Genomic DNA, 23,582 nt, shown 5'->3' with positions numbered 1-23,582 from the left:
TTTTAACGCAGGTAGCGACTGGTTTAATCACTCAAAATGATTAAGTATTTTTGCGGAATGGTATATCATGGTGGCATTCATGGCTTTCAATTTGTAGCACGCTTTTTGCGACTTTAAAACGAGACAGTAATAGCTTTTCGACCTTTAAGCGGCAAGCTTCATCATGCTTTTCAACAGTGCAATGTTGCTTTAAAACCACGTGAGCCCCTACAACTAACTCTTTGTCTTGGCGAACCACGGTCACATTATGAACATTTTCAACATGTTCAACTGACGCAATACTTTGCTCTATTTCATTTACGTCTGGGAGCTTTCCGCTGTTTTCAAATAGACCTTTTAAACACCGACTAATAACTTTGACACCCGTGAATAATACAAACATGGCAATCAACATGCTCGAAATAATGTCGACCTCTGCCCACCCTGTTAAATAAATCAGAATACCCGCAAAGAACGTAGAAACGGTTGAAATCAAATCAAAAAATGAATGCAAAAATACTGCATACACATTAATACTGGCTTTTCGGCCTTTATACAGTACCCATGCTGCTGCACCATGAAACAGAAAGCCTATCGCCGATATTACAGACATTAGGTAACTATTGATGTGTAACTCATGGCCATCACTGTGATGAAAGTATCGCTCTCCACCTTCGTATAGAATCACCAAACTGATACTTAAATATAAAATACCATTGATCAACCCACCTGTTAGTTCAGCTCGTTGATAGCCATCATTAAAGTTTTTTGCAAAATAAATTGCCATGCTTGAAGCTATCAAAGCTATAAATAATGAACTGTTATGAACAAACAGATGCCCAGCATCAGCAAGAACAGCAAGCGAATTTGAATAATAGGCGCCAATGATCTGAATAACCATAAACGAGCAGGTTATGGCTAGCGCGATCAATAAACGGCGTCTTGATGCTTGGTGTGTTGTAATATCTGTCATGAAGAAGAGAGTAACCTATTCGCTGGATAAAAAGTAATGATATACAGTCTCAATTGTAATACGTGACGCCTTTAAACGCACTAAAAACTTAATTCATCCTACCTATTAAACTAATTTATGGCTTTCAGAGGACCTCAAAGGAAAATTTTATATCAATTATTTGTTAAAATATGTAAACTTATGCTGTTCGTTTATATAGGGTAAAGTGTACGATGGGTTCAAGTGAGCAAACATGGCAAACGTTATCGGCTCTGCCGCTTGCAATAATCATGTTTAATGAAGAGCAGAATCGCTTTTATTTTAATTCACTTGCACAATCGTTATTCTCAGTTGAAGAATACGCTAATTTACACGATTTAAATGTCGATCACTTAAGCCTAAGCGATACACACTCGAGCCGTCTGTTATCCTACGATGATTTTTTACCTTGCGCACAAAAAAGCAAACCACTGAGTATTACGCTGGCAAACAGTAAAAACAATACGCTTAAGTTACTTGATTTCAAATTTGCCTCACTCAGTCAGTCTTTATTTATTACTATTTGTGAACCTCGGACATTTAAAAGCCACGATCAAAGGCAAGACTTTGATGAGCTAATTTCACAAATTTCCACAGAACTTATCGATATTCAAAACGAAAGTATGGATAAGCAAATAGGAAAAGCGCTAAAAACCATTGGCTTAAATTGCCAAGCTGATCGCACCTATATATTTGAGTTTAGTGATGATGGCTTATCAATGAGTAACACTTACGAGTGGGTAAATACGGACATTGTTCCTTTTAAGGAGCACTTACAAAATATTCCACGCGACTCCCTGCCTTACTTTTTTCAGCAAATGCAAACTCGTCATGTATTTAATGCATCTAATACCGCTGAGCTGCCCGATGAAGCTGCGGCCGAAAAAGCCGAGTTTACCAATGAAGGCATTCAATCAGTATTATGTATTGGCTTAGTAAGTGAGCAAACACTGTTTGGCTTTATAGGCTGTGATTGCGTAAAACAAGCACGCCAGTGGTCGCAAACAGACTTATTGCGGATCAAATTAGTGGGCGACATGATCGCCAACGCGTTAAAAAGCTGGCAATACAAACATAAACTTGAGCACACTCAGCAATTGCTGATTGCCGCGAATAAAGAGCTGCATCAACAAGCTCACATTGATAGCTTAACAAACATCGCAAACCGCCGACAGCTCGACCTTGTACTCCAGCAAGAGCTCAATCGTTGTGCTCGAAGCGATTTACCACTGAGTTTGATCCTTTGTGATATTGATGCGTTTAAGCTTTATAACGACTCACTTGGTCATCAACAAGGTGATTTAGCATTAAAAGACGTTGCAAGTATTTTAGCAAAACAGTGCCAACGTGAAGGTGATTTAGCCGCACGGTACGGGGGTGAAGAATTTGCCATCGTTTTATCTGCAACCAATAGCCAGCATGCCCTGACATTTTGCCAAAAACTGCAAAAAGCAATAAAGAAGGCCGCTATTGCACACCCAAGCTCGAACATAGATCCTTTGTTAACCATGAGTTTTGGCATTTATACATGCACACCCAATAAACAGACAACAGCAGATTCCGTGCTCGATATAACCGATAAAGCATTGTACAAAGCCAAGCAAAATGGCCGAAATAGAATCGAAATGGGCTAAGAGTAACCCGCTTCGATTAATATTCTATATCGTATAATTCAGTTGATTAGATAAGCGCACTTTAAACTGTGCTGAAATTCTCAACTACCTTACAAATTACACTCTAAACTGACTAACCAAACCTTTTAGATGCTGAGCTCGCGATAACAAACTTTGTGTGCCTAGTTGTTGCTGTTGAGCGTTATTATGAATCTCAGTTGCACTCCCTGAAATTTCATGAGCAGATTGGTTTATATGCTCAACAACTGTGCCTTGTTCTTCTGTTGCTGCGGCAACTTGATGGTTGCCTTGACTAATCATTTCAAATTTATGTTGAATAGCTTGCAAAGATGACAACGCAACCTGAGTCAACTCTGTTACTTTTTGACTACTCAACGTACCTTGGGCTATCGCCTCTTGCGATTGTAGCGAAGAGCTTTGCAATCGAGACACTTGCTCACGAATTTCAGATGTTGAGTTTTGTGTGCGCTGTGCAAGTGAACGAACTTCATCTGCAACGACAGCAAACCCTCTACCCTGCTCTCCCGCTCTTGCAGCTTCAATAGCAGCATTCAATGCCAGCAAGTTAGTTTGCTCAGAAATTGCATTAATTACTTCTACTACCGAGTTAATTTCAGCTGCTTGAGCTGCGAACTCACCGATACTTTTATCGACATCCATTAAAATATTATTCAGTTCTGTCATGGTCTTAGCTGTGGTTGCCATACTTTGAGTGGTCTCAGCCGTTTCTTTAACCGCTTCTTCTGTATCGCTTGCAGTCCGATGAGCAATATCAGAGACCTCATTGATAGTTTGCCCCATTTCAGTGATAGCCGTTGCGACTTGATCGGTTTGCGCTTTTTGATCATCGGTAGCTGCAAACGTTTTATCAGCTGAAACGGCTAGTTCATCAATCCCTTTACGCATCGCTTCTTCCGTTATGCTAATTTCATCAACTAGCTCAGCCACTTTTCCTATGATTGCATTAAAACCTTTAGCAAGGTGTCCCAATTCATTATCAACGCTGTCGTCTAGGCGCTTATGTAAGTCACCACCTTGACCAGACATTTCGAGCAGTTCGTCACCCACACCACGAATTTTTGCGCTCAACCAATTAGCAAAGTACAGAGTTAGTACGAGGAAAATTGCGGCAAGGACAATACTAACAATGATTGACATGATAACCACTGCATTTATAGCCGATGAAATTTCGTCTTTTGGCTGTATCGCAACCAACGTTAGACCCATGCCTGAAATGGGCATCAATCCGGCGTAAACATCATTGCCATCAAGTTTAATTTGCGAAAGTGTAAAGCTATTTTTGTTAGCATTCGTAATATTTTTAAATGAACTCAATTCATTAATATTTGATACTTGTTTACCAATGTAAGAATTATTCTCATGCGCAATAACACGGTTACTATCATCTATCAAAAATAAATAACCATGTTCACCTATTTTGCGTGACGTCACAATGCTCGATATGTCTGAAATGTCATACCCAAGGCCTGCAACCCCCACTTTTTCACCATTAATTTGCACTAAAGTATTTACATAAAGTGTAAGTTGCCCTCCTTCTTCACTAACATCTAATGCAAGTGCCTGACGTTCATTAGAGCTTAGGAAATCGAAAAACCAGTTATCGCGTGGTTCGTTTGCCGAAACAGCTTTAAAAAAACCTGCCTGAGTGTAATAACTTAAGGTATTGCGACTAACCCAAAAGACAGAAGAGGCGCCACTTTTAACTTTTAAATCAGCAAAATAATCCATAACACGATGATGGATATTTGAGTTTTTTTCTCCCTCACTCATCCACTGATGTAACATCAAGTTTTCGGCAAATGACTGAGATACTGAAATAGGGTAGCGCATTTGTGCATCAATTTGCGCTGCAACTTTACCCACCGCATCAGGTAACAATTGGGTTTCTGTTTGCTGATAATACAGTTTTGAAAATTGGCTTGTATTTATCAATGCACTTATCGTTGTAACAATAAGCAAAGTACAGAAAACAAAGCTTATAAAAATGGTGCGAAGTGACAAGTTACGCATGTGAGTAGACCTCAGACTTTATATGTAAATTAAATAGTTAAGATCATCCTTGCGTCTTAGGGGTGATTTTAGGCAATAACCCTTTGTTAAGCAATTACTATTTATATTTTTACAATTGTTATTACGTAAATTATCTTCAGTAAACTAATAACCTATTTTCTTATTAAGCAAGGGCTATCATTTGCTCTCGGTACACTTTAGGCGACACACCATACCAGCGGTTAAAAGCATGATGAAATGCACTTAGCTCAGAATAACCACATAAAAAAGCTATTTCAGTCAGTGATAAATCCGTTTCTGTCAGTAAAGACACACTTTTTTGCTTTCTGAGTAACGCCAATTCTTTGCTAAAATTAGTGCCTTCCTTAGCTAGCCGACGTTGTAATGTTTTTTCACTCATATTCAATGCTTTAGCGAGCACAGCACAACTAAACTGACCTTGAATTAAATGCTCTTCCAACAGAATACGCAAAATCTGAGTTACTGTACTTTGTGATGCTAACTTTATATTACTCGATAAAAGTACCTGGCTTTGTACTTGCTCGCTAAAAAACAAACTATGTGTTTTCGCAGCGTATTCAATCGGGCAATTAAAGTGTTCGTCAATTTCAGCGTTAGGCTCTTTACGCTGTAAACAAATACGTGTTGGACACCAGTCTTTACCCTTCACTGTACGGGCTATTTTTAAACAAAAAGCCATGGGGGCTTCGTAACTTAATAATGACATATCACGCTCGCCGTCACTAAAGTTAAAGCGCAGCTCATACTCATCACCATGATCAATTAACGACACATTATGAGTATCTCCCATCAGCTTTTGATAACGCAATATAAGTCTAAACACACTAAGTAACTGTGTTGATTGAATAATAGCCATTCCCACAACAGGGATAGCGCGTACGTTCATATTGCTACCAACATATACGCCTAAGTGTGTGTTTGGCAACATGGCTTGCGCTTGCTTCCAAAGCAAACTGACATGAGCTTGCGGATACCGAGCACTTTGACTGCTCAGATCAGTGAGTCGAATATTCGCGTTTTCAAATAACTCGTTAATCGGTAAGCCTTGCCATTTAAAAGACTCAGCCATAGCCCGTAACCACCAGCTTGAAAGAGTACGCACACACTGTCCTCAAAAAACAATTCAATGACCCATATTATCAAGTAATTTAAAAAATAAAAGCCTATTGTTAACCTGTAATTAACAACGGAGAAAGTATTATGGGCACTGTAGCCAGTAAACGTGAATTCACAAGCTTCAAAGAGTTTTACCCCTATTATCTTCAAGAGCATAAAAATAAAGTCTGCCGACGCTTACACTTCGTTGGTAGCTGGTTAGTGTTAGCTATTTTGTTCGCTGCTTTATACCAACAGCACTATAGTTGGTTGCTGTTATGCCCTGTTGTTGGATATGGGTTTGCTTGGATTGGTCATTTCTTTTTTGAAAAAAACCGCCCAGCCACTTTTACCCATCCTTTTTATAGCTTTATTGGTGACTGGGTTATGTTTAAAGACATTATCGTTCGTAAAGTGCCATTTTAGGAAATCATCATGACCATGAAACATTCAGTCTCAGAACAAGAATGGCATGCACGTGTGGAACTTGCAGCTGCCTACCGCCTCGTTGCTTTATATGGTTGGGATGACCTAATTTTTACGCATATATCAATGCGCGTACCAGGTACTGAAAACGAGTTTTTAATAAACCCCTATGGCATGATGTTTCACGAAATCACAGCATCAAGCTTAATAAAAGTTGATCAACAATGTAATAAGCTGCACGACAGTGAATACCCCGTCAACCCTGCGGGCTTTAATATTCACAGTTGTATACATATGGCACGTGAAGATGCTCATTGCGTTATTCACACTCACTCATTAAATGGCACAGCAGTGTCTGCAAATAAAGACGGCTTACTGCCCATATCACAGCAAGCTGTGGTTGTTCACTCAGGTCTCAGTTATCACGATTATGAAGGAATAGCACTTAATCCCGCGGAGCAAAGTCGCTTGGTCAATGATTTAGGTAACAATCACTTTTTAATGTTGCGTAATCACGGCTTGTTAACCGTGGGCAGCACCGTTGCCGACGCCTTTTTGTTTATGTATATATTTGAAGCGGCCTGCGCTGTTCAAACCCGTACGACCCAAAATACAGAACACTTAGTACGGGTTCCTAAAGCCATTGTTGATGGCATAAAAGGACAAACAGAAATCGCAACTAAAGGACTTGGCGGTGCAATTGCTTGGCCTGCTCTGCTGCGCTTATTAGATTCTAAAAGTCCAGGCTACGACCAATAAGGGCATACCATGCAAATAGATATTTTGACTAAAGTAGTGCTGCCATTAGCACTGTTTATCATTATGTTTGGTATGGGCTTAGGACTCAAAAAGAAGGATTTTGGGGCTTTATTCTTAAGCCCCAAAGCACTGATTTTAGGCCTAACATGCCAAATGTTATTACTCCCTATGGTGGCTTTTTTACTTGCCATGGGTTTAAAGCTTCCTTCTGAACTTGCGATTGGCTTAATTTTAGTCGCATGTTGTCCAGGCGGCGTAACATCTAATTTATATACTTATCTATTTAAAGGTGACCTGGCCCTATCGATTAGTTTAACCACTTTAGCAACCTTTATATCCCCCTTTACTTTGCCGTTTATTGTACACTTTGCTATGTCATCATTTAGTGTGCCGGGGAATGAATTCACGTTACCAATAGTAAAAACGATTATACAAATGCTGGCTATTACCTTATTGCCTGTCACTATTGGTATGCTATTCAACAACCTTAAACCCCACCTTAGCAGTAAAATTGAACCATTAATTCGCCGACTTTCGAGCGTATTTTTAGTCATTATTGTCGTGGCAATTATTCATAAAAATGCTGATCTAATGTTTAGTTTTTTTGCCACCAGCGGCCTTGCTACACTTACCTTAAACCTAACCACACTGATGCTAGGGCTGTTCTTTGCCAAAATATCCGGATTATCGCAGCCACAGCAAATGAGTATTGCAATCGAAGTTGGATTGCAAAATGGTACGCTTGCTATTTTAATTGCTAGCACCCTCATAAATAATCCCACGATGGCCATACCCGGTGCGACATACAGCTTATTTATGTTTCTAACAGGGTATATTTTTTGTTACCTATTTAGCGCCCATAGCAATAGACAAGCACGGCTCATAAAAAACGTTTAATACTCCCTCAACAGCCAGCCACTCACAACTGAGTGTGGTGCTGGCTGTTCATTTAACAAATTTATGGCGCGACATGCTTCCCAGTGATAATGTAGTTATTGGAAAAAAATAACATTAACAGTCTCTAAGGAAAGTACATGGATCCCCTATCGCAAATTTTCGATTTACTATTGAATGTCGAAGTTTTTATTCTAATTTTCATTTTAGTGCTATTGAAAAGTAGCGTTAAATTCGTGCCTCAAAACCGTGCTTGGTTAATAGAACGGTTTGGTAAATACCAATCAACAAAAGAAGCCGGCCTTAACTTTATTGTGCCATTTATTGACCGCATAGCCGCTGATCGTAGTTTAAAAGAACAAGCACAAGATGTGCCTTCACAGTCAGCTATCACGAAGGATAATATTTCATTGATTGTTGATGGCGTATTGTATTTCCGAGTGTTAGACCCCTACAAAGCAACCTATGGCGTAGATGATTATGTGTTCGCAGTAACTCAGCTTTCACAAACAACAATGCGTTCTGAGCTTGGTAAAATGGAGCTTGATAAAACATTTGAAGAGCGCGACCTATTAAACACCAATATCGTATCAGCCATTAACCAAGCTGCTGAACCTTGGGGTATTCAGGTTTTACGCTACGAAATTAAAGATATTGTTCCTCCTCAATCCGTTATGGAAGCAATGGAAGCTCAAATGAAAGCTGAACGTGTAAAACGTGCACAAATATTAGAGTCTGAAGGTGATAGACAAGCAAATATCAACGTTGCAGAAGGTAAAAAACAAGCGCAAGTTCTCGCCGCAGAAGCCGATAAAGCAGAGCAAATATTACGAGCCGAAGGTGAAGCAAAAGCCATTATTGCAGTAGCAGAAGCCCAAGCAGATGCATTGCGCAAGGTTGGTGAAGCAGCCGATACCGAGCAAGGTCAAAAAGCAATTCAGCTTGATCTTGCAACCAAAGCCATTGCGGCAAAAGAAGCTATTGCACGTGAATCATCAGTGGTATTACTCCCTGATAGCGGCACCGATGCCAGTTCATTAGTAGCACAAGGCATGTCTATTATTAACTCTTTGAACCAAAAACAAAAAAGTTAGGTTTCCCTATGGCATTTTTAGATACTTATTTAGCCGAAACACTGATGATTTTAGGCGTGCTTGCGCTAATTATTGAAGTTGCAGTGCTTGGAATGAGCACCTATGTGTTACTTTTTTTAGGTTTGTCTTTATTTGCCAGTGGTCTACTGATGAATATTGGCTTGCTTGATAGCAACTACACTACTGCACTGTGGAGCAATATTGTGTTTACCCTTGGTTTTGCCGTGGTGCTTTGGCAACCACTCAAACGTTTGCAAGATAAAACAGACACCAAACCATTGCACAATGACTTTGCCGACATCACCTTTGTTATTAATTCAGATGTTGATGACAGAGGTTTAACGACACATCCATACTCTGGTATCCAATGGCAACTCAAAAGCCATACCCCTATTGCAGCAGGTAGTACTGTTAAAGTAACAGAAAAGCAAGTAGGCGTGCTCTGGGTTGAAGCAATTTAACACTTAGAGCCAAAACTCTATTTTGTTTTGTAATCGTGTTTGCTATGGTTTAGTAAACACGATTACAAGGGAAATGGAATACAATGACACAGAACAAAGCGCTGGTTGTAGAAGGCGGCGCAATGCGTGGTATTTTTGCCACAGGCGTACTAGATGCTTTTTTAAAAGCCTGTTATCAGCCGTTTCAACAGTGTTATGGTGTGTCTGCTGGCGCTACCAATATCGCCGCGTATTTATGCTCACAATATAAACGAAACCATGCCGTAATCACCGATTATTCATGTCGCCCCGAATTTATAAATTTTATCCGATTTGCTAAAGGCGGCCACCTGTTTGATTTAGATTGGTTATGGCAAGAAACTATTCGGGATATACGCCTCGATTTAGATACATTCAATAATCAAGCGAGTGAGTTTTACATTGTCGCAACCAATATCAAAACCGGTCACGCAGAGTATTTAAAAGCAAATGCTCAATTAATGGAAGAGCAACTTAAAGCATCATGCGCTTTACCCATTGCCTATCGGCACTACCCCGTTATTAATGATATTCAACTGACCGACGGCGGTGTTGCAGACTCAATCCCCGTGCAAAAAGCATATGAAATGGGTAATAAAGATATCACGGTCGTTTTATCGCAACCGCTGGGTTATAAAAAGAAACCTGCAAAAGCCCCTTGGCTCGTTAAGCGGTTATACAAAGACACGCCCGCCCTTGCTGAAGCAACGTTGCGCCGAGCAAATAACTATAATCAAAGCATTGATTTTATTATGAACCCACCTAATGACTGCAACATAAATATCATTGCCCCACCGCCACAGTTTGCTGTTGGGCGAACAACAAAGTCATTTGCAAAATTATCAGCGGGCTATGACATGGGGGTCGATGCGGGGGCGCAATTTGTTGCTGAGCATTGTTGATAAAATTTTACGATAAACGGAACAAATTTAACGCTGTTTTTTCTTGTTGAGCTACACTTATTTGACGTGTATTCGACAAGGATTGAACATGAAACATGACGCGCCTTTTTATCGTTTTTTCAAATTATTCATCTTATTTAGCAGTGTAATATACTGCTTTCCTAGCAATGCAATTGAGTGGCCTCAAAAAGTGCATACGACTGAGGGCACTTTGATTGTTTATCAGCCGCAACCAGAAAAGTTAATTGGCAATGCGCTTACTGCCAGAGCAGCCATGTCATTTACACAAAACAAAGAGCCCATATTTGGTGTTTTTTGGTTTACCGCAAAAATTGATACCGACAGAGAAAACGATAGCGTCACCGTACGCGATATGAGCGTCATTGATGTGCGTTGGCCAGAATCTAAAGATGCGGGAGAACAAACCTTTACCACCGTCGTAAATCAAGCGATTAAAACCAGTCAATTTAATACCTCGCTGTCGCAACTGACCGCCAGTTTAGAAAACGCAGAAGTTGCAGAGCAAAGCTTAGCGCAATTAAAAACAGACCCTCCGATCATTATTTTTAAAGACAAAATTGCGGTGTTATTAAGCTTTGACGGTGAACCTAAATTTAGTGCTATTAAAGACACACACTATGAACGTGCATTAAATACAGCGATGACCGTTATTAAAGATACAAAGAACAAATCGCTTTACCTAACCGATGGACACTTTTGGTATCAGGCAAAACAAGCAAAAGGCCCTTATAAATATACCCAATCTGTGCCTGCCGATTTAGCAAACATGCTCCCCAAAAACACAAGTACATCACCACTTTCATCCCCCCCTGAGATTGTTGTTGCTACCAAGCCCACTGAGCTTGTAGTAACCGATGGCGAAGCCAAATGGAAGAGCCTAAGCGGTGGAGAATTAATGTACGTGTTTAATACAGAAACTCCGTGGCTAAGAGAAATGCAAACCAATAACATGTATGTATTGCTTTCTGGACGTTGGTTTAGGGCGAAACAACACACTGGCCCTTGGACATTTGTACGAGCAGACGAGCTGCCTCAAAGCTTCGCAAGTATCCCACCAGAATCAGACCTTGGTGGCTTACGTGACTCTGTCGCGGGCACCGAAGAGGCAAATGAAGCGGTGCTTGATGCAAAAGTGCCACAAACAGCAGCGATCAGTCGTAAAGACGCGCGTTTGACCGTGTACTATGATGGTAAGCCTAAATTTGAGCGCATTCCAGGAACTAACGTGTCGTACGCCATCAATACCGATGCACAAGTGCTACAAATAAAAGGAAAATATTATGCTGTCGATAACGCAGTATGGTTTAAAGCTGATTCAGCGCAAGGGCCGTGGTTAGTGGCTGACAGCATTCCAAAAAATGAAATCGCCAAAATCCCACCCAGTTCACCCGTTTATAACCTTACCTATGTCGAGATTTATGAATCAACCCCAGACGTTGTGTACACAGGTTACTACCCGGGTTATGTATGGTCTTATCCTTATTACGGCGCGCCTGTTTATGGCACTGGGTGGTATTACCCAGCATATTGGGGAGGTGGTTACTATTACCCTAGGCCGTCAACATGGGGCTTTAATATTGGCTATAACAACTGGACTGGCTGGTCGTTCGGCGTAAGTTGGAGCAATGGTTTTTTAAGCTTAGGAATGAATTGGGATTTAGGTTGGCCCACACATTACCGTCCTTACCATTGCTGTAATGGTTGGTATGGCGGCGGCTACCGAGGCCCCGTAGTCATTAATACTGGTGATATAAACATTGGCAATAGCGTTAATATTGGCAATAAATTAAATAACCTTAACAACAAACGTCCGCTTCATAATATTTATAAACGCAGTCAAATAAAAACACGCTTAGCCTCAAAAACGCAGGTAAAGCGCGATTTAAAAACAGCCATCAGTCAGCGCGATAAAGCGAACAATATATTTGCCGATCGTAATGGGAATGTACTGAAACATGACGACGGAAAGTGGCAACAACGTGTTTCAGATAAGTGGCAAGATGTACCTAGCGATAAACAACAGCAGATTAAAGACCGCATACAAAATACTGACCGACAACATGTGCAGAATAAATTGCAAACCATTGATAAGAGTAAAGCTAAACACACTTTACAGCAGCGCCAGCAATCACATACTCAGCAAACAAATCGCATGCAACAACTAAATCAAGCTAACCGTGCTCGCCAACTTGGCATGCAAAGGCAACAAATGCGTCGTAATTTACCTAAACAAATGCCACGACAAATGCCCAACCGAGGTCACTAATAATACCCCCTTTAAAATGAAGCCCGATTTAATATTCGGGCTTCATTATTATTTAAAACTTAATAATTACACTCACAGAAAAATAAGCTGTTATAGACTCAAGCGTTTATGTGTAACGTTACACACAATGATGTAAATCAACTATTTGCACAAATTCAAGCAAAAGATAACTATAAACTATTGCAAAAACTTGCTTAAATACGTTTCTCTTATTAGCTTTAATATTAAGCCACTATAAAAGTTCATTTTATCATGTTAAATAACTACTCTGTTCGTTCTCGACTCGCTGTGTTAGCGCTGTTACCCGTGTCGATTTTTGTGATCACGTCTATTTTTACCATATCCATGATGCATAGCATGGTAAAAGGTATCGACAGCTTGTATGACGATCGCGTTGTGCCGCTAGAACAAATAAAAACAGTATCGGACAATTACGCCGTAAGTATTGTCGATTTATTTCATAAATACCGAGCAGAACAAATTTCTAAAACAGCATTTCTTCAGTCTGTAAACGAAGCCGAATCCTTAGCAGACAGTAAATGGCAGAGCTACTTAAGCACTAAACTCACCAGCGAAGAGCAACGCTTAGTCAACAATGTTGAAAAGAACTTAGACAATGTTAAATCAGAACTCGATACGCTTCTCACTGCGGTTAAAAATAATCAATTGAAGTCAATTCCAGACGATCAGTTTGTGAAAAGACTCTACGCTGTATTCGATCCCCTTAGCGAGAGTTATCAAGGGTTAATTGAATTACAACTATCAGAGGCTTATAAGTTTAAAAACACGGCAGACAAAAGCTTTGAAAAAGTCAGCATTGCCATGACGGCCTCCGTCATCATTCTCATCATTATTTTGCTAATTGTCGCTTTTATGATTTATCGCTCGATTCATAATCCATTACTTTCATTGAGTGGAACCATTGGCTCAATTTCTAAAAATGCAGATTTAACGCTCAGAGCAAAAACCCATGGTAACGATGAAATAGCCCAAGCAGCCAGCCATTTTAATGCCATGATGGAACGTATTCATACGCTAGTGAATGACGTAACAAGTGCAACACTCACTCTGTCTTCGGCGGCCGAAGAGATGAATTCAATTAGTGATCAAGTCGCCAGTACAGCCACGGAACAAGAGCACCAATCTGCAATGATAGCAACAGCAATTACGCAAATGAGTAGTGCGATTGAGCAAGTAGCAGCTAACGCACTTGCTACTTCAGAAAAAGCCTCACACACCGACAAAACAGCAAAAATGGGGCAGCAATCAGTTCAAGAAAACATTGATTCAATCAATCGTTTGTCACATATCGTTAATGCAAATACGCAGCTAATCAATGAACTTAACACCCAATCGACCGACATAAACCAAGTGGTGATGATGATCCAAGGTGTTGCTGAACAAACAAACTTACTGGCATTAAATGCAGCAATTGAGGCGGCACGTGCTGGCGAATCAGGGCGCGGCTTTGCGGTCGTTGCCGATGAAGTGAGGCAACTTGCGCACAATACACAAAAAGCGACAGCCAGTATCAATGAAATGATTAGTAAACTGCAATCAATGGCACAGCAAGCAGTTACAGCAATGGGCAATGCCGATGAAAGCGCCAAGCAAAGTGTTGAATTTGCTGAACGGTCATCGCAGTTGCTAATTGAAATAACACAAGAAATGGCACAAATCGCCGATATGAACAATCAAGTATCTACTGCAACGGATGAACAAACGACCGTTGCTAATGAACTCAGTTGTAATATTAATGAATTTAGTAGCAGTATTTCACTGGTCAGCGAAAGCTCACAACAAAATGCTCAAGCGAGCCAAGAGCTTGCATCGCTTGCTTCTCGATTACAACAGCAGGTACATGTTTTTAAAGTGTAAACGTAAACACAGTGCACTTAATAGAGAAATACACAGATGAATACCCTAAGACGTGTGTCTTTTATACTATGTGTCATGGTTAGTTTTGCAAATTATGCAGATGAGCAGCTTGTTATAAAACTTGCTCGGCCCGATTACCCTTTAGTTCAAAAAAATGAGTATATTCATGATGTTCTAGAAAAGAGCTTTGCAGTAATGAAAGTAGATGCCACCCTACTTTACAACGTTAAGCCTATGAATGATAAACGAATAGTAGAGCAGTTGACTCATAATAAAGCCGTTACATTAGCGTGGCTATCGCTCCCTGGCGAAATACCTGACTCTTTGGTTAGAACAACTACTCCCTTGTACAAAGGCTTGCATGGAAAGCGTCTGCTAATTATTCGTGAAGGCGATGAAGCGACTTTTCACAAAGTGAATAACCTTGACACTCTAAAACAGTTAATCGGATTACAACAACAGAGTTGGTACGATTACACGGTTATGAAAAACAACGGCTTAACTGTTAATGGGGATCTGGACTATTTAGGCATGATCAAGGCGCTAGAAACAGGTTTAGGCGATTACTTCCCGCGTTCGGTGTTGGCTATAGAATCTGAGCTTGTCAAACTAAAGCAATTTCATTTGATCATTGAACCCTCTCTCATGCTGCAATATCCCAGCAATTACTACTTTTATTTGAGTAAAGAAAACCAACATATCGCGGAATTACTCGAGCAAGGAATGCAAAAACTTCAGCGTTCAGGTGAATTAGAGCGTATTTATTTGCACTATTTTGGCGACGTCGAAAAAAGGCTTAAACTCAAACAACGCCTTACCATTACACTTGAAAAAACGGCACTACAATGATTAAAAAGCTCATTCTCTTGCTTAGCTTTATTGCGGTGTTTATTGCAGGCTTTATGGTGGGTATTTATACCTTACCTATTCTTACGGCGACACCAGCCCCCGCTATCACCACATTACAACAGCATGCTAACCGTGCTTTGTTTAAGGGTGAGTTTAAAACTAATCTAAAAGGCTCTGACAGCCTGCATTATGGTGATGGGATGGTGTATTTAAGTAATGACGCAATCTCTATGCAAGGTAAACTTGCCCCTGGGCCTGATTATCAACTGTATTTATCTCACCAATTTATTGATAACGAAAAAGACTTCCTTTCCTATAAAGGCACAATGCAACGAATAGCCGAAGTACGCTCATTTAATGGCTTTAAAATACGTGTTCCGCAAGGCGTAAATATTAGCGAATACAACACCGTCATTATTTGGTGCGAAAGCTTTAATGAGTTCATTACCGCAGCGCGCTATCAATAAATAGTATGCAAAACAAAGCCGCCTTTGGAGAGGGCGGCTTTAAAGCGGCAGCTATGGGTGTTGAGCTGCCTAATCAAGAGTCTTTATTTATCCATTTAGGCTGCATTTTCAGTGTGTTGAGCCTCATCACTGTGGCGAATTAAATAATCAAATGCACCTAAACTTGCCGTTGCACCACTGCCCATGGCAATAATGATTTGTTTAAACGGTGTTGTCGTGGCATCACCCGCAGCATACACACCGGGTAAAGAAGTCGCCCCTTTACTGTCGATTTCAATTTCACCAAAGCGAGTCAATGACACATCTGAGTCTTTTAACCACTCAGTGTTTGGTACTAAACCGATTTGAACGAAAATGCCAGCCAGTGCAAGCGACTTTTCATCGCCAGAGACACGATCAATGTAGCTTAAACCTGTTACACGCTTGCCATCGCCAACAACCTCGGTTGTTTGCGCGTTTTTAATGATTGTGATGTTACTTAAGCTTTTCGCTTTACGAATAAGTACCTCATCGGCGCGTAATGTGTCAGCAAATTCAAGCACGGTGACATGCTCAACGATGTTAGCAAGGTCAATAGCTGCTTCAATGCCTGAGTTACCCCCCCCGATCACTGCGACTGCTTTGCCTTTAAATAACGGGCCGTCGCAATGCGGGCAGTATGCAACGCCATGGCCGCGATACTCTTTCTCGCCCGGCACATTCATTTCACGCCAGCGGGCACCCGTTGCCAATACAACCGATTTGGCATTTAATACCGCACCATTTTCTAAGGTAATTTGATAGTTATCCTGTTTAGTTAATGACGCAGCACGTTGGTTTTGCATCACATCAACACCGTATTCTTTAACGTGCTCTTCAAGTTGCGCAACTAACTTAGGGCCTTCAGTTGCTTTTACAGAGATAAAGTTCTCAATGGCTAATGTGTCTGCAACCTGACCACCAAATCGCTCTGCGACCACTCCGGTGTTTAAACCTTTACGCGCTGAGTAAATAGCCGCAGAAGCCCCCGCTGGGCCGCCCCCTACAACTAATACATCGAATAACGCTTTGTCGTTCAGCGCATCAGCCTGTCGTGCTGCAGCTTTGGTGTCTACTTTATTTAAAATGTCGGTTAAGTTCACAGCACCTTGGCTGAACAATTCACCATTTAAATAAACAGCCGGTACCGCCAGAATATTGCGCTCGTTCACTTCATCTTGGAACAAAGCACCATCAATCATTGTGGCTGTTATGTTCTGATTGTGCGCCGCCATTAAGTTAAGTGCTTGTACTACTTGCGGACACGTCTGACAGCTTAATGAAATATATACTTCGAAATTAAGCGGGCCAGTTAATGATTTAATTTGTTCAATTTCAGCGTCTGACGCTTTGCTTGGGTGGCCACCTGTGTGCAGTAATGCAAGAACCAAGCTAGTAAATTCGTGGCCCATTGGCACACCGGCAAAAATGATTTGCGTATTGTTTACAGGTGAAGACACCACCATTGAAGGACGACGTACACCTTGGTCTGGGTTGTCTCGCACCGAAAATTTGTCGCTTAACGATGCTAAATCAGTCGCTAAGCTTTTTAGTTCTGTTGATTTATTGCTGTCATCCAAGGCGATAAGCAGCTCAACAGGGCTGGTAATAGAAGCAAAGTGGCTTGCTAATTGGTTTTTGATATTTGTATCTAACATGGCTTAGCCCTTGAGTTCAGAATAAATAATCTCGAAAAATGACAGGATTAACTGCCCACCACCCGCTAATGTGCTTAATGTGTGTGAGTTGTGATGGGCAATTAAATTCGTATTGCTCGCTTAAGCGAAGCGTGGCTTCGCTTAAGCACTTACGTGCAGTCGCAATTTAGATTTTGCCAACTAGGTCTAGTGAAGGAGCCAATGTTTCTTCACCTGGCTGCCATGATGCAGGGCATACTTCACCGTCGTGGTTCGCGATGTATTGTGCAGCTTGTACTTTACGTACTAACTCTTTTGCACTGCGGCCGATACCTAGGTCATGAGTTTCGATCACTTTGATTTCACCTTCAGGGTTCATTACAAATGTACCGCGAAGAGCAAGACCTTCATCTTCGATCATCACACCGAAATTGCGTGTAATGCGACCTGTTGGGTCACCGATCATTGGGAATTTGATTTTACTAATCGTGTCAGATGTATCGTGCCATGCTTTGTGAGTAAAGTGAGTGTCTGTTGATACTGAGTAAACCTCTACGCCCATTTCTTGAAGTTGTGCGTAGTAGTCTGCAACGTCACCTAACTCTGTTGGGCATACAAACGTAAAATCTGCTGGGTAGAAGAAGAAGATAGACCATTTACCTAGCACATCTTTTTCTGTTAGCTCTACAAACTCACCGTTGTGGTAAGCTGTTGCATTGAATGGTTGTAATTTTGTGTTGATTAATGAAGTGCTCATAGTTTTCCTCATTGATGTATTTAAAAGTTTAATTAACGCAGCCTTGCGTCTGCTTGATTAATACAATAGAGGTCTGAGCGATTAAAATAAAATTGATTGTTTAGATTAAATTAATTGATTTTTTAGATTGCAAACCTAAATTCTTTAAAAAGAATAAAGCCCTCAATCACTTACATGAATGAGGGCTTCTTTTCGTGGGAACGAAATTACTTATTAAAACCGTACAAACTCTTTGGTTTAATATATTTAGGTTCAAAACCTTGTTCTTTTGCAGCCGCTAACATGACTTGTTCAATCCAGCCTGCATCCATAATGTTCATGTAGTTACCATCGGGATCAAAATTAATGTTTGAGCCCATAACCACCATGAACGTATCAGTAACTTCGGTGTTTTCTTCAGGCACTTGGAATTGGTGAATAGAACCACCTGGTTCAAATAAATAGCTACCCGCTTTTTGCACATCATCTGGGTACTCTGTGTAATGCCAGCTACCAGACAAAGTATATAAATGTACAACACCAGTGTGAAAATGCTTTGGTAATACTGTACCGGGTTCAAATAAAACGCGTAATACCCATACCCCGTTTTCAGAATCAAGCATCAATGGGTAAATATGAACACCCGGTAATGCATTTTTTATAAGTTTTTCATCATTGGTATGAATCGTTAATAGAAAGTCTTGATGATTAATAATATCTGGTAATGCCATGTGTGTGTCCTCTTTTCACTTGCTTTAAATGTTGTTAATTGTTTAGTTAACTTTGACAGCAGGCTGTTCTGGAGCCGCTTTACAAAGTCCTTGCTCAAATGCCCATTGCAGTGCGCTCTGCATACCATGCTGCAAACTAAATTCAGGTTTATACCCTAATAAACGTTCTGCTTTTTCATTACTATAAGCGGCACTTTTACGGCTAAGCATGCGCATTGTCGACGGGTTAATATCTGTCGTTTTACCAACTAAGTGATAACACCACTCAATGAAGCCGGTCAGTTTCAATGCCAGCTTTAAATTAACAACCTTCACGTGCTTTTGACCCTGTGCCTGCGCTAAATAGTTAAAATATGTTTGATTTGTTACTTGTTCAGGCCCTGACAAATTAAAAATTTCGCCGCTAGCCTGCTCACTCATCGCACTTAAATAAATTCCTTTAACGAGGTCATCAATATAAACCGGCCCAAACATACCCTGTGGCACCATAAAGGTTCCTTTTGCAATTTCTTGCAAGGGGTAAGCTATCCATGGTTTTGACCCTGGACCATAGACATCGCCAGGTCGAATAATTGTTACATTCAACTTTTTACTGGCGTGATAACTTAAAGATAAGTGTTCACTCATCATTTTAGAATCGTTATAAGCACGCCCATCAGGGAGTAATGGCGCATCTTCGCTGATCGCTGTTTGCCAATCGCTGCCGTAAACGGCCGTTGAAGAAATATGAATAAAGCGCATCACCGTGCCAGCATGTACTGCGGCATCAAGTAAATTTTTTGTCCAGCCGACGTTTGCTTGCCATGTTTGCTTGTAACTCAATGCATTAGACACAATAGCCGCAGTGTGAATGACTAAATCGCAGTCTTTGATCAAGTGACTAAAGCTCGCTGGCTCACTTAAATTACCCGACACAATGTTAAATTCATCACACGGCATCAAGTCAACACCGCATACTTGTACGCCTCTATCTTTAAAATACTGCGCAAGTTTGCGACCAATAAAACCATTACCGCCACTTATAAAGACTTTTGTGTAATTCATTGCGTATTCCTATAAGTACTGTTAATGACCTAATTTTAAATAGTAGACCATCATCGTTAATACATTGTTAAACTTTAATCGCTGTATTTACTTTACTTTTCACGCAATTTTTTTTACTTTTTACGCCAGCGCACTAAAAAAGAGCACATTATGCCCCGTTCACCCCACACACCTGACCTAATTAGAGTATCGGCTCTACATGGATACATCGAAATAATTGAAAGCAAGCTCATTAACCCTGATGCACTATTATCGCGCGTTGGGTTAGACAGAAAACAATTACAAGAGCCCAACAACTTCATTCAGTATCAGCAATTAATCGAACTGCTAGAAATCACAGCAAAAGAGCTCGACCTTCCTTATTTTGGGTTAGAACTTGGTCGCTGGCAGAGTTTAAACATACTCGGCTCGGTTGGGTATTTAATGGGTAACTGTGACAGCTTAGAAATGGCACTAAAAAACTTAACTAAGTATTATCATGTCCATCAAAATAGCGCCGATCTTTTGCTCGAAATCGGCCAAGATTACGTGAAACTGTCGTTTTTAGTACGCAGCAAACTGAAGGTCAGTGTGTATCATGGAGCCGATTTAGCATTAAGTGTTGGCGTTAACTTACTTAAACAGCTTACGGATGATCAGATAAAGTTACACCGCCTCGAGCTCCCTCACAGCGCCAATACAAATACCAGTGTTTATCGTCAAGCACTCGGGCAAGTGCCAGTGTTCAATTGTCCGCACACCGCGCTAATCTTTGACAGAAAATACCTAAAGCTACCCATCAAGAACTCTGATAAACAACTATTTTCAATTTTGAGCCAACAACTTGGTCACCTTAATGACTCAAAAAGAGAAAATATTTCTGATCACGTTGAAGTGTTAATAAAACAGTATTTATTACACGAACAATTTGGCGTTAACTTAATTGCTGAAAAACTGTCTATGAGTTCCCGCAGCCTGCAAAGGCACTTAACTCAGCAAGGGACAACCTTTCGTGAGCTTGTTGATGACATACGCTGTAATCTTGCGCACCAGTACTTAACAGAATCAAGTTTAAGCTTGTCGAATATTTCAGATATTTTAAGCTTTTCGAACTACAGTGAATTTACCCGCGCATTTAAGCGTTGGTATGGCGTACCTCCGAAAGACTACCGTAAGTCATTACTGCATAATGGCGTAAAAAGTTAAAAATAGGTCGCTAAAAGCTAATTATTGCGTTAACAATTTATATATATTGATTCGCTAACTTCACTGATAAGCGGTCGTGCAATGATAAGAAGGGTGTTTATTACGGGTGCAAATAGTGGTTTAGGCTTTGAACTTGCTAAACAATACATAAAGCGTGGTGATGATGTCGCATTATTTGATATACGCTTTAGCCAGCAAAGTAAACATGCGCTTAGAACACTGAGCGATGATTCTCAATACATTGAATTTTTTGCTGTTGATATGGCCGATACGCAAACGTTGGCTGTTCAAGTTAACAATGCGGTCGTGGCCATTGGTGAGCCTGAGGTTGCGATATACTGCCCCAGAACTAAGAATATCGAGTCTTTAGCAAAGCACTCTGACACTAACAATCATTGTAGCCTACAAGCTAATATCATTCGCACTCTTAACTTTAGCGCCGTAATTCGTCAGTACCTCACCATGAATAGCCACCTTGCACTTATCACTTCACATGCCCCCATGACCCCTTTTGAATACGTGCAAGATCAACGTATTGCTGACGATGTAATCTTGAACTTTGCCAAAACACAACGCCAAGAATTAAAACCGGATGGCATTAAAGTCAGTGTAATTTATGCACCAGAGACCCCTTATTTAAGTGAGTGTGACCAACACAACTGCGCACACACAAACACTAAAATCATCAATAAAGTAAGTCGTTACTTAACACAAGACCGTCGCGTCACCAGACTGATGCGTGGATTAGATAAGCAAAAATTTATGGTGATACTCGGCTTTCAATCTAGACTATCTTATAGCTTAAGCCGTTATTTACCTTCTTGGATGATGACCCCTGTAATGAAGCGCATCATCAAACACTCTAATAAGAACAATATGCTAAGGAGTCCGAATGAACACACACGATAATCTCACACAGCTAATTGACCATACCTGTCAAACTTATGCTGACTTACCGGCCTACAATAGTGCAGGTAAAACATTAACTTTTAGTGATGTAGAGCAGCAATCTCGCTATTTGGCACAATGGTTTCAACAACACAGCGGCCTGCAAGTAGGTGACCGTATTGCGATTCAGTTACCCAATATTGTCGACTACCCTATCGTCACCTATGCAGCTCTTCGCGCTGGTTTAATTGTTGTAAACACCAACCCACTTTACACAGCAAGAGAAATGCTGCACCAATTTAATGATGCGGGCGTTAAAGCGATTGTGCTCCTCGACGGCTTAGCAGATAAACTCACGACTATCATTGACCAAACATCCATTAATACCGTCATAGTGACCGCAGCGGTTGGCTTACCAGCAGTCAAAGGCACACAACTCTCTCTCCCTGAGCTTATTGAGCAAGGTGAACAACTAGCCCCCCTTAAAGTACACAACGCAAACCGCGATGATATAGCGGTACTTCAATACACAGGTGGAACCACTGGGGTTGCCAAAGCAGCCATGCTTAGTCACGGCAATATTTTAGCCAACGCTGAACAAATGAATGAGCGTTTTGCTGAGATCATGCAGCCAGGCCAAGAAACGGGAATTTGTCCGTTGCCGCTCTATCACATCTACGCATTCACCGTGAATATGATTGGCTTATTCGCGATGGGTCAGTTTAACGTACTGATCCCGAATCCTCGTGATTTAGATGCTTTAGTTAAACAAGTAGAGCCTCACACCATTAATTACTTTTCAGGAATTAATACGCTATTTATTGGTTTATGCATGCATCCAGGCTTTAAAGCGCTTGATTTTTCACAATTAAAAATGACCGTTTCCGGAGGAGCTGCGCTGACCCATGCTGCTGCAGATGCATGGATGAAGGTCACTGGCTGCACAATTACCGAAGGGTATGGACTGTCAGAAACATCACCCGTTGCGACCTTAAATGATTTCAAGAAAGAAGAAATCGGCAGTATCGGCCGTACATTGTCTAATACCGTTGTAGAGATTTGGGATGAAAACGATCAGCCTGTGGCTGAAGGTCAATCAGGTGAAATTGTTGTGAAAGGCCCACAAGTCATGATGGGCTATTGGCAACGCCAAGATGAAACAGATAAGTGTATGAAAGGTGGTTTTTTCAAAACCGGTGACGTGGGATTACAACTGCCAAGTGGTAATTACAAAATAGTCGACCGTTTGAAAGACATGATTATTGTCTCTGGATTTAATGTCTACCCTAACGAGGTTGAAAACGTACTTTGTCAGCATCCAGCCATTTGTGAAGCGGCTGTGATTGGCGCTCAAGACGAAAAAACAGGTGAGCGAGTGTGTGCCTACATCACTTTAAAAGAGCCAATTGATGAGCAACAAGTAACAGACTATTGCCGTGAAAACTTAAGTGCTTATAAAGTACCCAAGTCGATTATTTTTATGGAAGAATTGCCCAAGTCAACGGTTGGCAAAATATTGCGTCGTGAATTACGTAAATAATAAAGCGATCGTTTTAG

The 23,582-nt window shown here is 40.8% G+C and carries 21 protein-coding genes; 14 read left to right on the top strand and 7 right to left on the bottom strand.

All coding sequences use genetic code 11. The features are described from left to right. Window positions 1-40: 40 nt before the first annotated feature. The gene (locus BM378_RS05005; protein ID WP_036972213.1) at window positions 41-952 is read right to left on the bottom strand and encodes a cation diffusion facilitator family transporter; all 912 of its coding nucleotides are present in this window, start codon (window positions 950-952) and stop codon (window positions 41-43) included. 212 nt (window positions 953-1,164) lie between these two features. Between BM378_RS05005 and BM378_RS05000 the strand changes: the two genes are divergently transcribed. After that, window positions 1,165-2,604 carry a sensor domain-containing diguanylate cyclase gene (locus BM378_RS05000; protein WP_036972214.1) on the top strand — a complete coding sequence of 480 codons (1,440 nt, stop codon included), beginning with the start codon at window positions 1,165-1,167 and terminating at the stop codon, window positions 2,602-2,604. A 96-nt stretch (window positions 2,605-2,700) separates the two neighbouring features. Here BM378_RS05000 and BM378_RS04995 read toward each other — a convergent pair whose 3' ends face one another. Both BM378_RS04995 and BM378_RS04990 read right to left on the bottom strand, forming a co-directional pair. Beyond that, window positions 2,701-4,635 carry a methyl-accepting chemotaxis protein gene (locus BM378_RS04995; RefSeq protein ID WP_074988742.1) on the bottom strand — a complete coding sequence of 645 codons (1,935 nt, stop codon included), beginning with the start codon at window positions 4,633-4,635 and terminating at the stop codon, window positions 2,701-2,703. A 163-nt stretch (window positions 4,636-4,798) separates the two neighbouring features. Continuing rightward, on the bottom strand, window positions 4,799-5,758 hold the full coding sequence (locus tag BM378_RS04990) for an AraC family transcriptional regulator (protein WP_143104567.1): 960 nt from the start codon (window positions 5,756-5,758) through the stop codon (window positions 4,799-4,801). 98 nt (window positions 5,759-5,856) lie between these two features. Here BM378_RS04990 and BM378_RS04985 point away from each other — a divergent pair, with 98 nt between their 5' ends. The 10 genes from BM378_RS04985 (at window position 5,857) to BM378_RS04940 (ending at window position 15,786) form a co-directional block, all read left to right on the top strand. Beyond that, the gene (locus BM378_RS04985) at window positions 5,857-6,177 is read left to right on the top strand and encodes an Mpo1-like protein (RefSeq protein WP_036972220.1); all 321 of its coding nucleotides are present in this window, start codon (window positions 5,857-5,859) and stop codon (window positions 6,175-6,177) included. Between the two features lie 3 nt (window positions 6,178-6,180). Next, complete coding sequence (locus BM378_RS04980) at window positions 6,181-6,936, top strand: class II aldolase/adducin family protein (RefSeq protein WP_256213570.1); 756 nt, start codon at window positions 6,181-6,183, stop codon at window positions 6,934-6,936. Between the two features lie 9 nt (window positions 6,937-6,945). Further along, complete coding sequence (locus BM378_RS04975; RefSeq protein ID WP_074988739.1) at window positions 6,946-7,833, top strand: bile acid:sodium symporter family protein; 888 nt, start codon at window positions 6,946-6,948, stop codon at window positions 7,831-7,833. 137 nt (window positions 7,834-7,970) lie between these two features. Further along, window positions 7,971-8,924: an SPFH domain-containing protein gene (locus tag BM378_RS04970; protein ID WP_065978986.1), complete on the top strand. Its 954-nt coding sequence runs from the start codon at window positions 7,971-7,973 to the stop codon at window positions 8,922-8,924. A gap of 8 nt (window positions 8,925-8,932) precedes the next feature. After that, window positions 8,933-9,385 carry an NfeD family protein gene (locus BM378_RS04965; protein ID WP_036972229.1) on the top strand — a complete coding sequence of 151 codons (453 nt, stop codon included), beginning with the start codon at window positions 8,933-8,935 and terminating at the stop codon, window positions 9,383-9,385. A gap of 83 nt (window positions 9,386-9,468) precedes the next feature. Continuing rightward, window positions 9,469-10,305, top strand: a complete 837-nt coding sequence (locus BM378_RS04960; protein ID WP_065978985.1) for a patatin-like phospholipase family protein — start codon at window positions 9,469-9,471, stop codon at window positions 10,303-10,305. Between the two features lie 88 nt (window positions 10,306-10,393). Further along, the gene (locus BM378_RS04955) at window positions 10,394-12,592 is read left to right on the top strand and encodes a carbohydrate-binding family V/XII (RefSeq protein WP_074988738.1); all 2,199 of its coding nucleotides are present in this window, start codon (window positions 10,394-10,396) and stop codon (window positions 12,590-12,592) included. A 252-nt stretch (window positions 12,593-12,844) separates the two neighbouring features. Further along, entirely contained in the window at window positions 12,845-14,470 is a 1,626-nt protein-coding gene (locus BM378_RS04950; protein ID WP_065978983.1) for a methyl-accepting chemotaxis protein, read from the top strand. A 36-nt stretch (window positions 14,471-14,506) separates the two neighbouring features. Beyond that, window positions 14,507-15,319, top strand: a complete 813-nt coding sequence (locus BM378_RS04945; protein WP_074988737.1) for a transporter substrate-binding domain-containing protein — start codon at window positions 14,507-14,509, stop codon at window positions 15,317-15,319. Then, window positions 15,316-15,786 carry a DM13 domain-containing protein gene (locus BM378_RS04940; protein WP_074988736.1) on the top strand — a complete coding sequence of 157 codons (471 nt, stop codon included), beginning with the start codon at window positions 15,316-15,318 and terminating at the stop codon, window positions 15,784-15,786. Before BM378_RS04945 ends, BM378_RS04940 begins: the two co-directional genes overlap by 4 nt. Before the next feature lie 95 nt (window positions 15,787-15,881). Here BM378_RS04940 and ahpF read toward each other — a convergent pair whose 3' ends face one another. The 4 genes from ahpF to BM378_RS04920 form a co-directional block, all read right to left on the bottom strand. Then, on the bottom strand, window positions 15,882-17,462 hold the full coding sequence (gene ahpF, locus BM378_RS04935; protein ID WP_036972237.1) for an alkyl hydroperoxide reductase subunit F: 1,581 nt from the start codon (window positions 17,460-17,462) through the stop codon (window positions 15,882-15,884). 166 nt (window positions 17,463-17,628) lie between these two features. Then, window positions 17,629-18,198 carry an alkyl hydroperoxide reductase subunit C gene (gene ahpC / locus BM378_RS04930; protein ID WP_036972239.1) on the bottom strand — a complete coding sequence of 190 codons (570 nt, stop codon included), beginning with the start codon at window positions 18,196-18,198 and terminating at the stop codon, window positions 17,629-17,631. A 206-nt stretch (window positions 18,199-18,404) separates the two neighbouring features. Then, window positions 18,405-18,908, bottom strand: coding sequence for a 2,4'-dihydroxyacetophenone dioxygenase family protein (locus tag BM378_RS04925; protein ID WP_036972241.1), 504 nt, complete (start codon window positions 18,906-18,908; stop codon window positions 18,405-18,407). 42 nt (window positions 18,909-18,950) lie between these two features. Next, complete coding sequence (locus BM378_RS04920; RefSeq protein WP_051501873.1) at window positions 18,951-19,952, bottom strand: NAD-dependent epimerase/dehydratase family protein; 1,002 nt, start codon at window positions 19,950-19,952, stop codon at window positions 18,951-18,953. A 150-nt stretch (window positions 19,953-20,102) separates the two neighbouring features. Here BM378_RS04920 and BM378_RS04915 point away from each other — a divergent pair, with 150 nt between their 5' ends. From BM378_RS04915 to BM378_RS04905, 3 genes are all read left to right on the top strand, one after another. Further along, window positions 20,103-21,137 (top strand): AraC family transcriptional regulator, encoded by a 1,035-nt coding sequence (locus BM378_RS04915; protein ID WP_036972243.1) that lies wholly within the window; start codon window positions 20,103-20,105, stop codon window positions 21,135-21,137. Between the two features lie 81 nt (window positions 21,138-21,218). After that, complete coding sequence (locus tag BM378_RS04910; RefSeq protein WP_081759756.1) at window positions 21,219-22,046, top strand: SDR family NAD(P)-dependent oxidoreductase; 828 nt, start codon at window positions 21,219-21,221, stop codon at window positions 22,044-22,046. Next, window positions 22,030-23,565 (top strand): AMP-binding protein, encoded by a 1,536-nt coding sequence (locus tag BM378_RS04905; protein WP_036972246.1) that lies wholly within the window; start codon window positions 22,030-22,032, stop codon window positions 23,563-23,565. Before BM378_RS04910 ends, BM378_RS04905 begins: the two co-directional genes overlap by 17 nt. Window positions 23,566-23,582 lie beyond the last annotated feature (17 nt).

The sequence above is a fragment of the Pseudoalteromonas lipolytica genome, from assembly GCF_900116435.1.
Lineage (GTDB): Bacteria > Pseudomonadota > Gammaproteobacteria > Enterobacterales > Alteromonadaceae > Pseudoalteromonas > Pseudoalteromonas lipolytica.
Note: the sequence above shows the minus strand (reverse complement) of the source record. Positions and strands in the feature narration are given on the sequence as shown.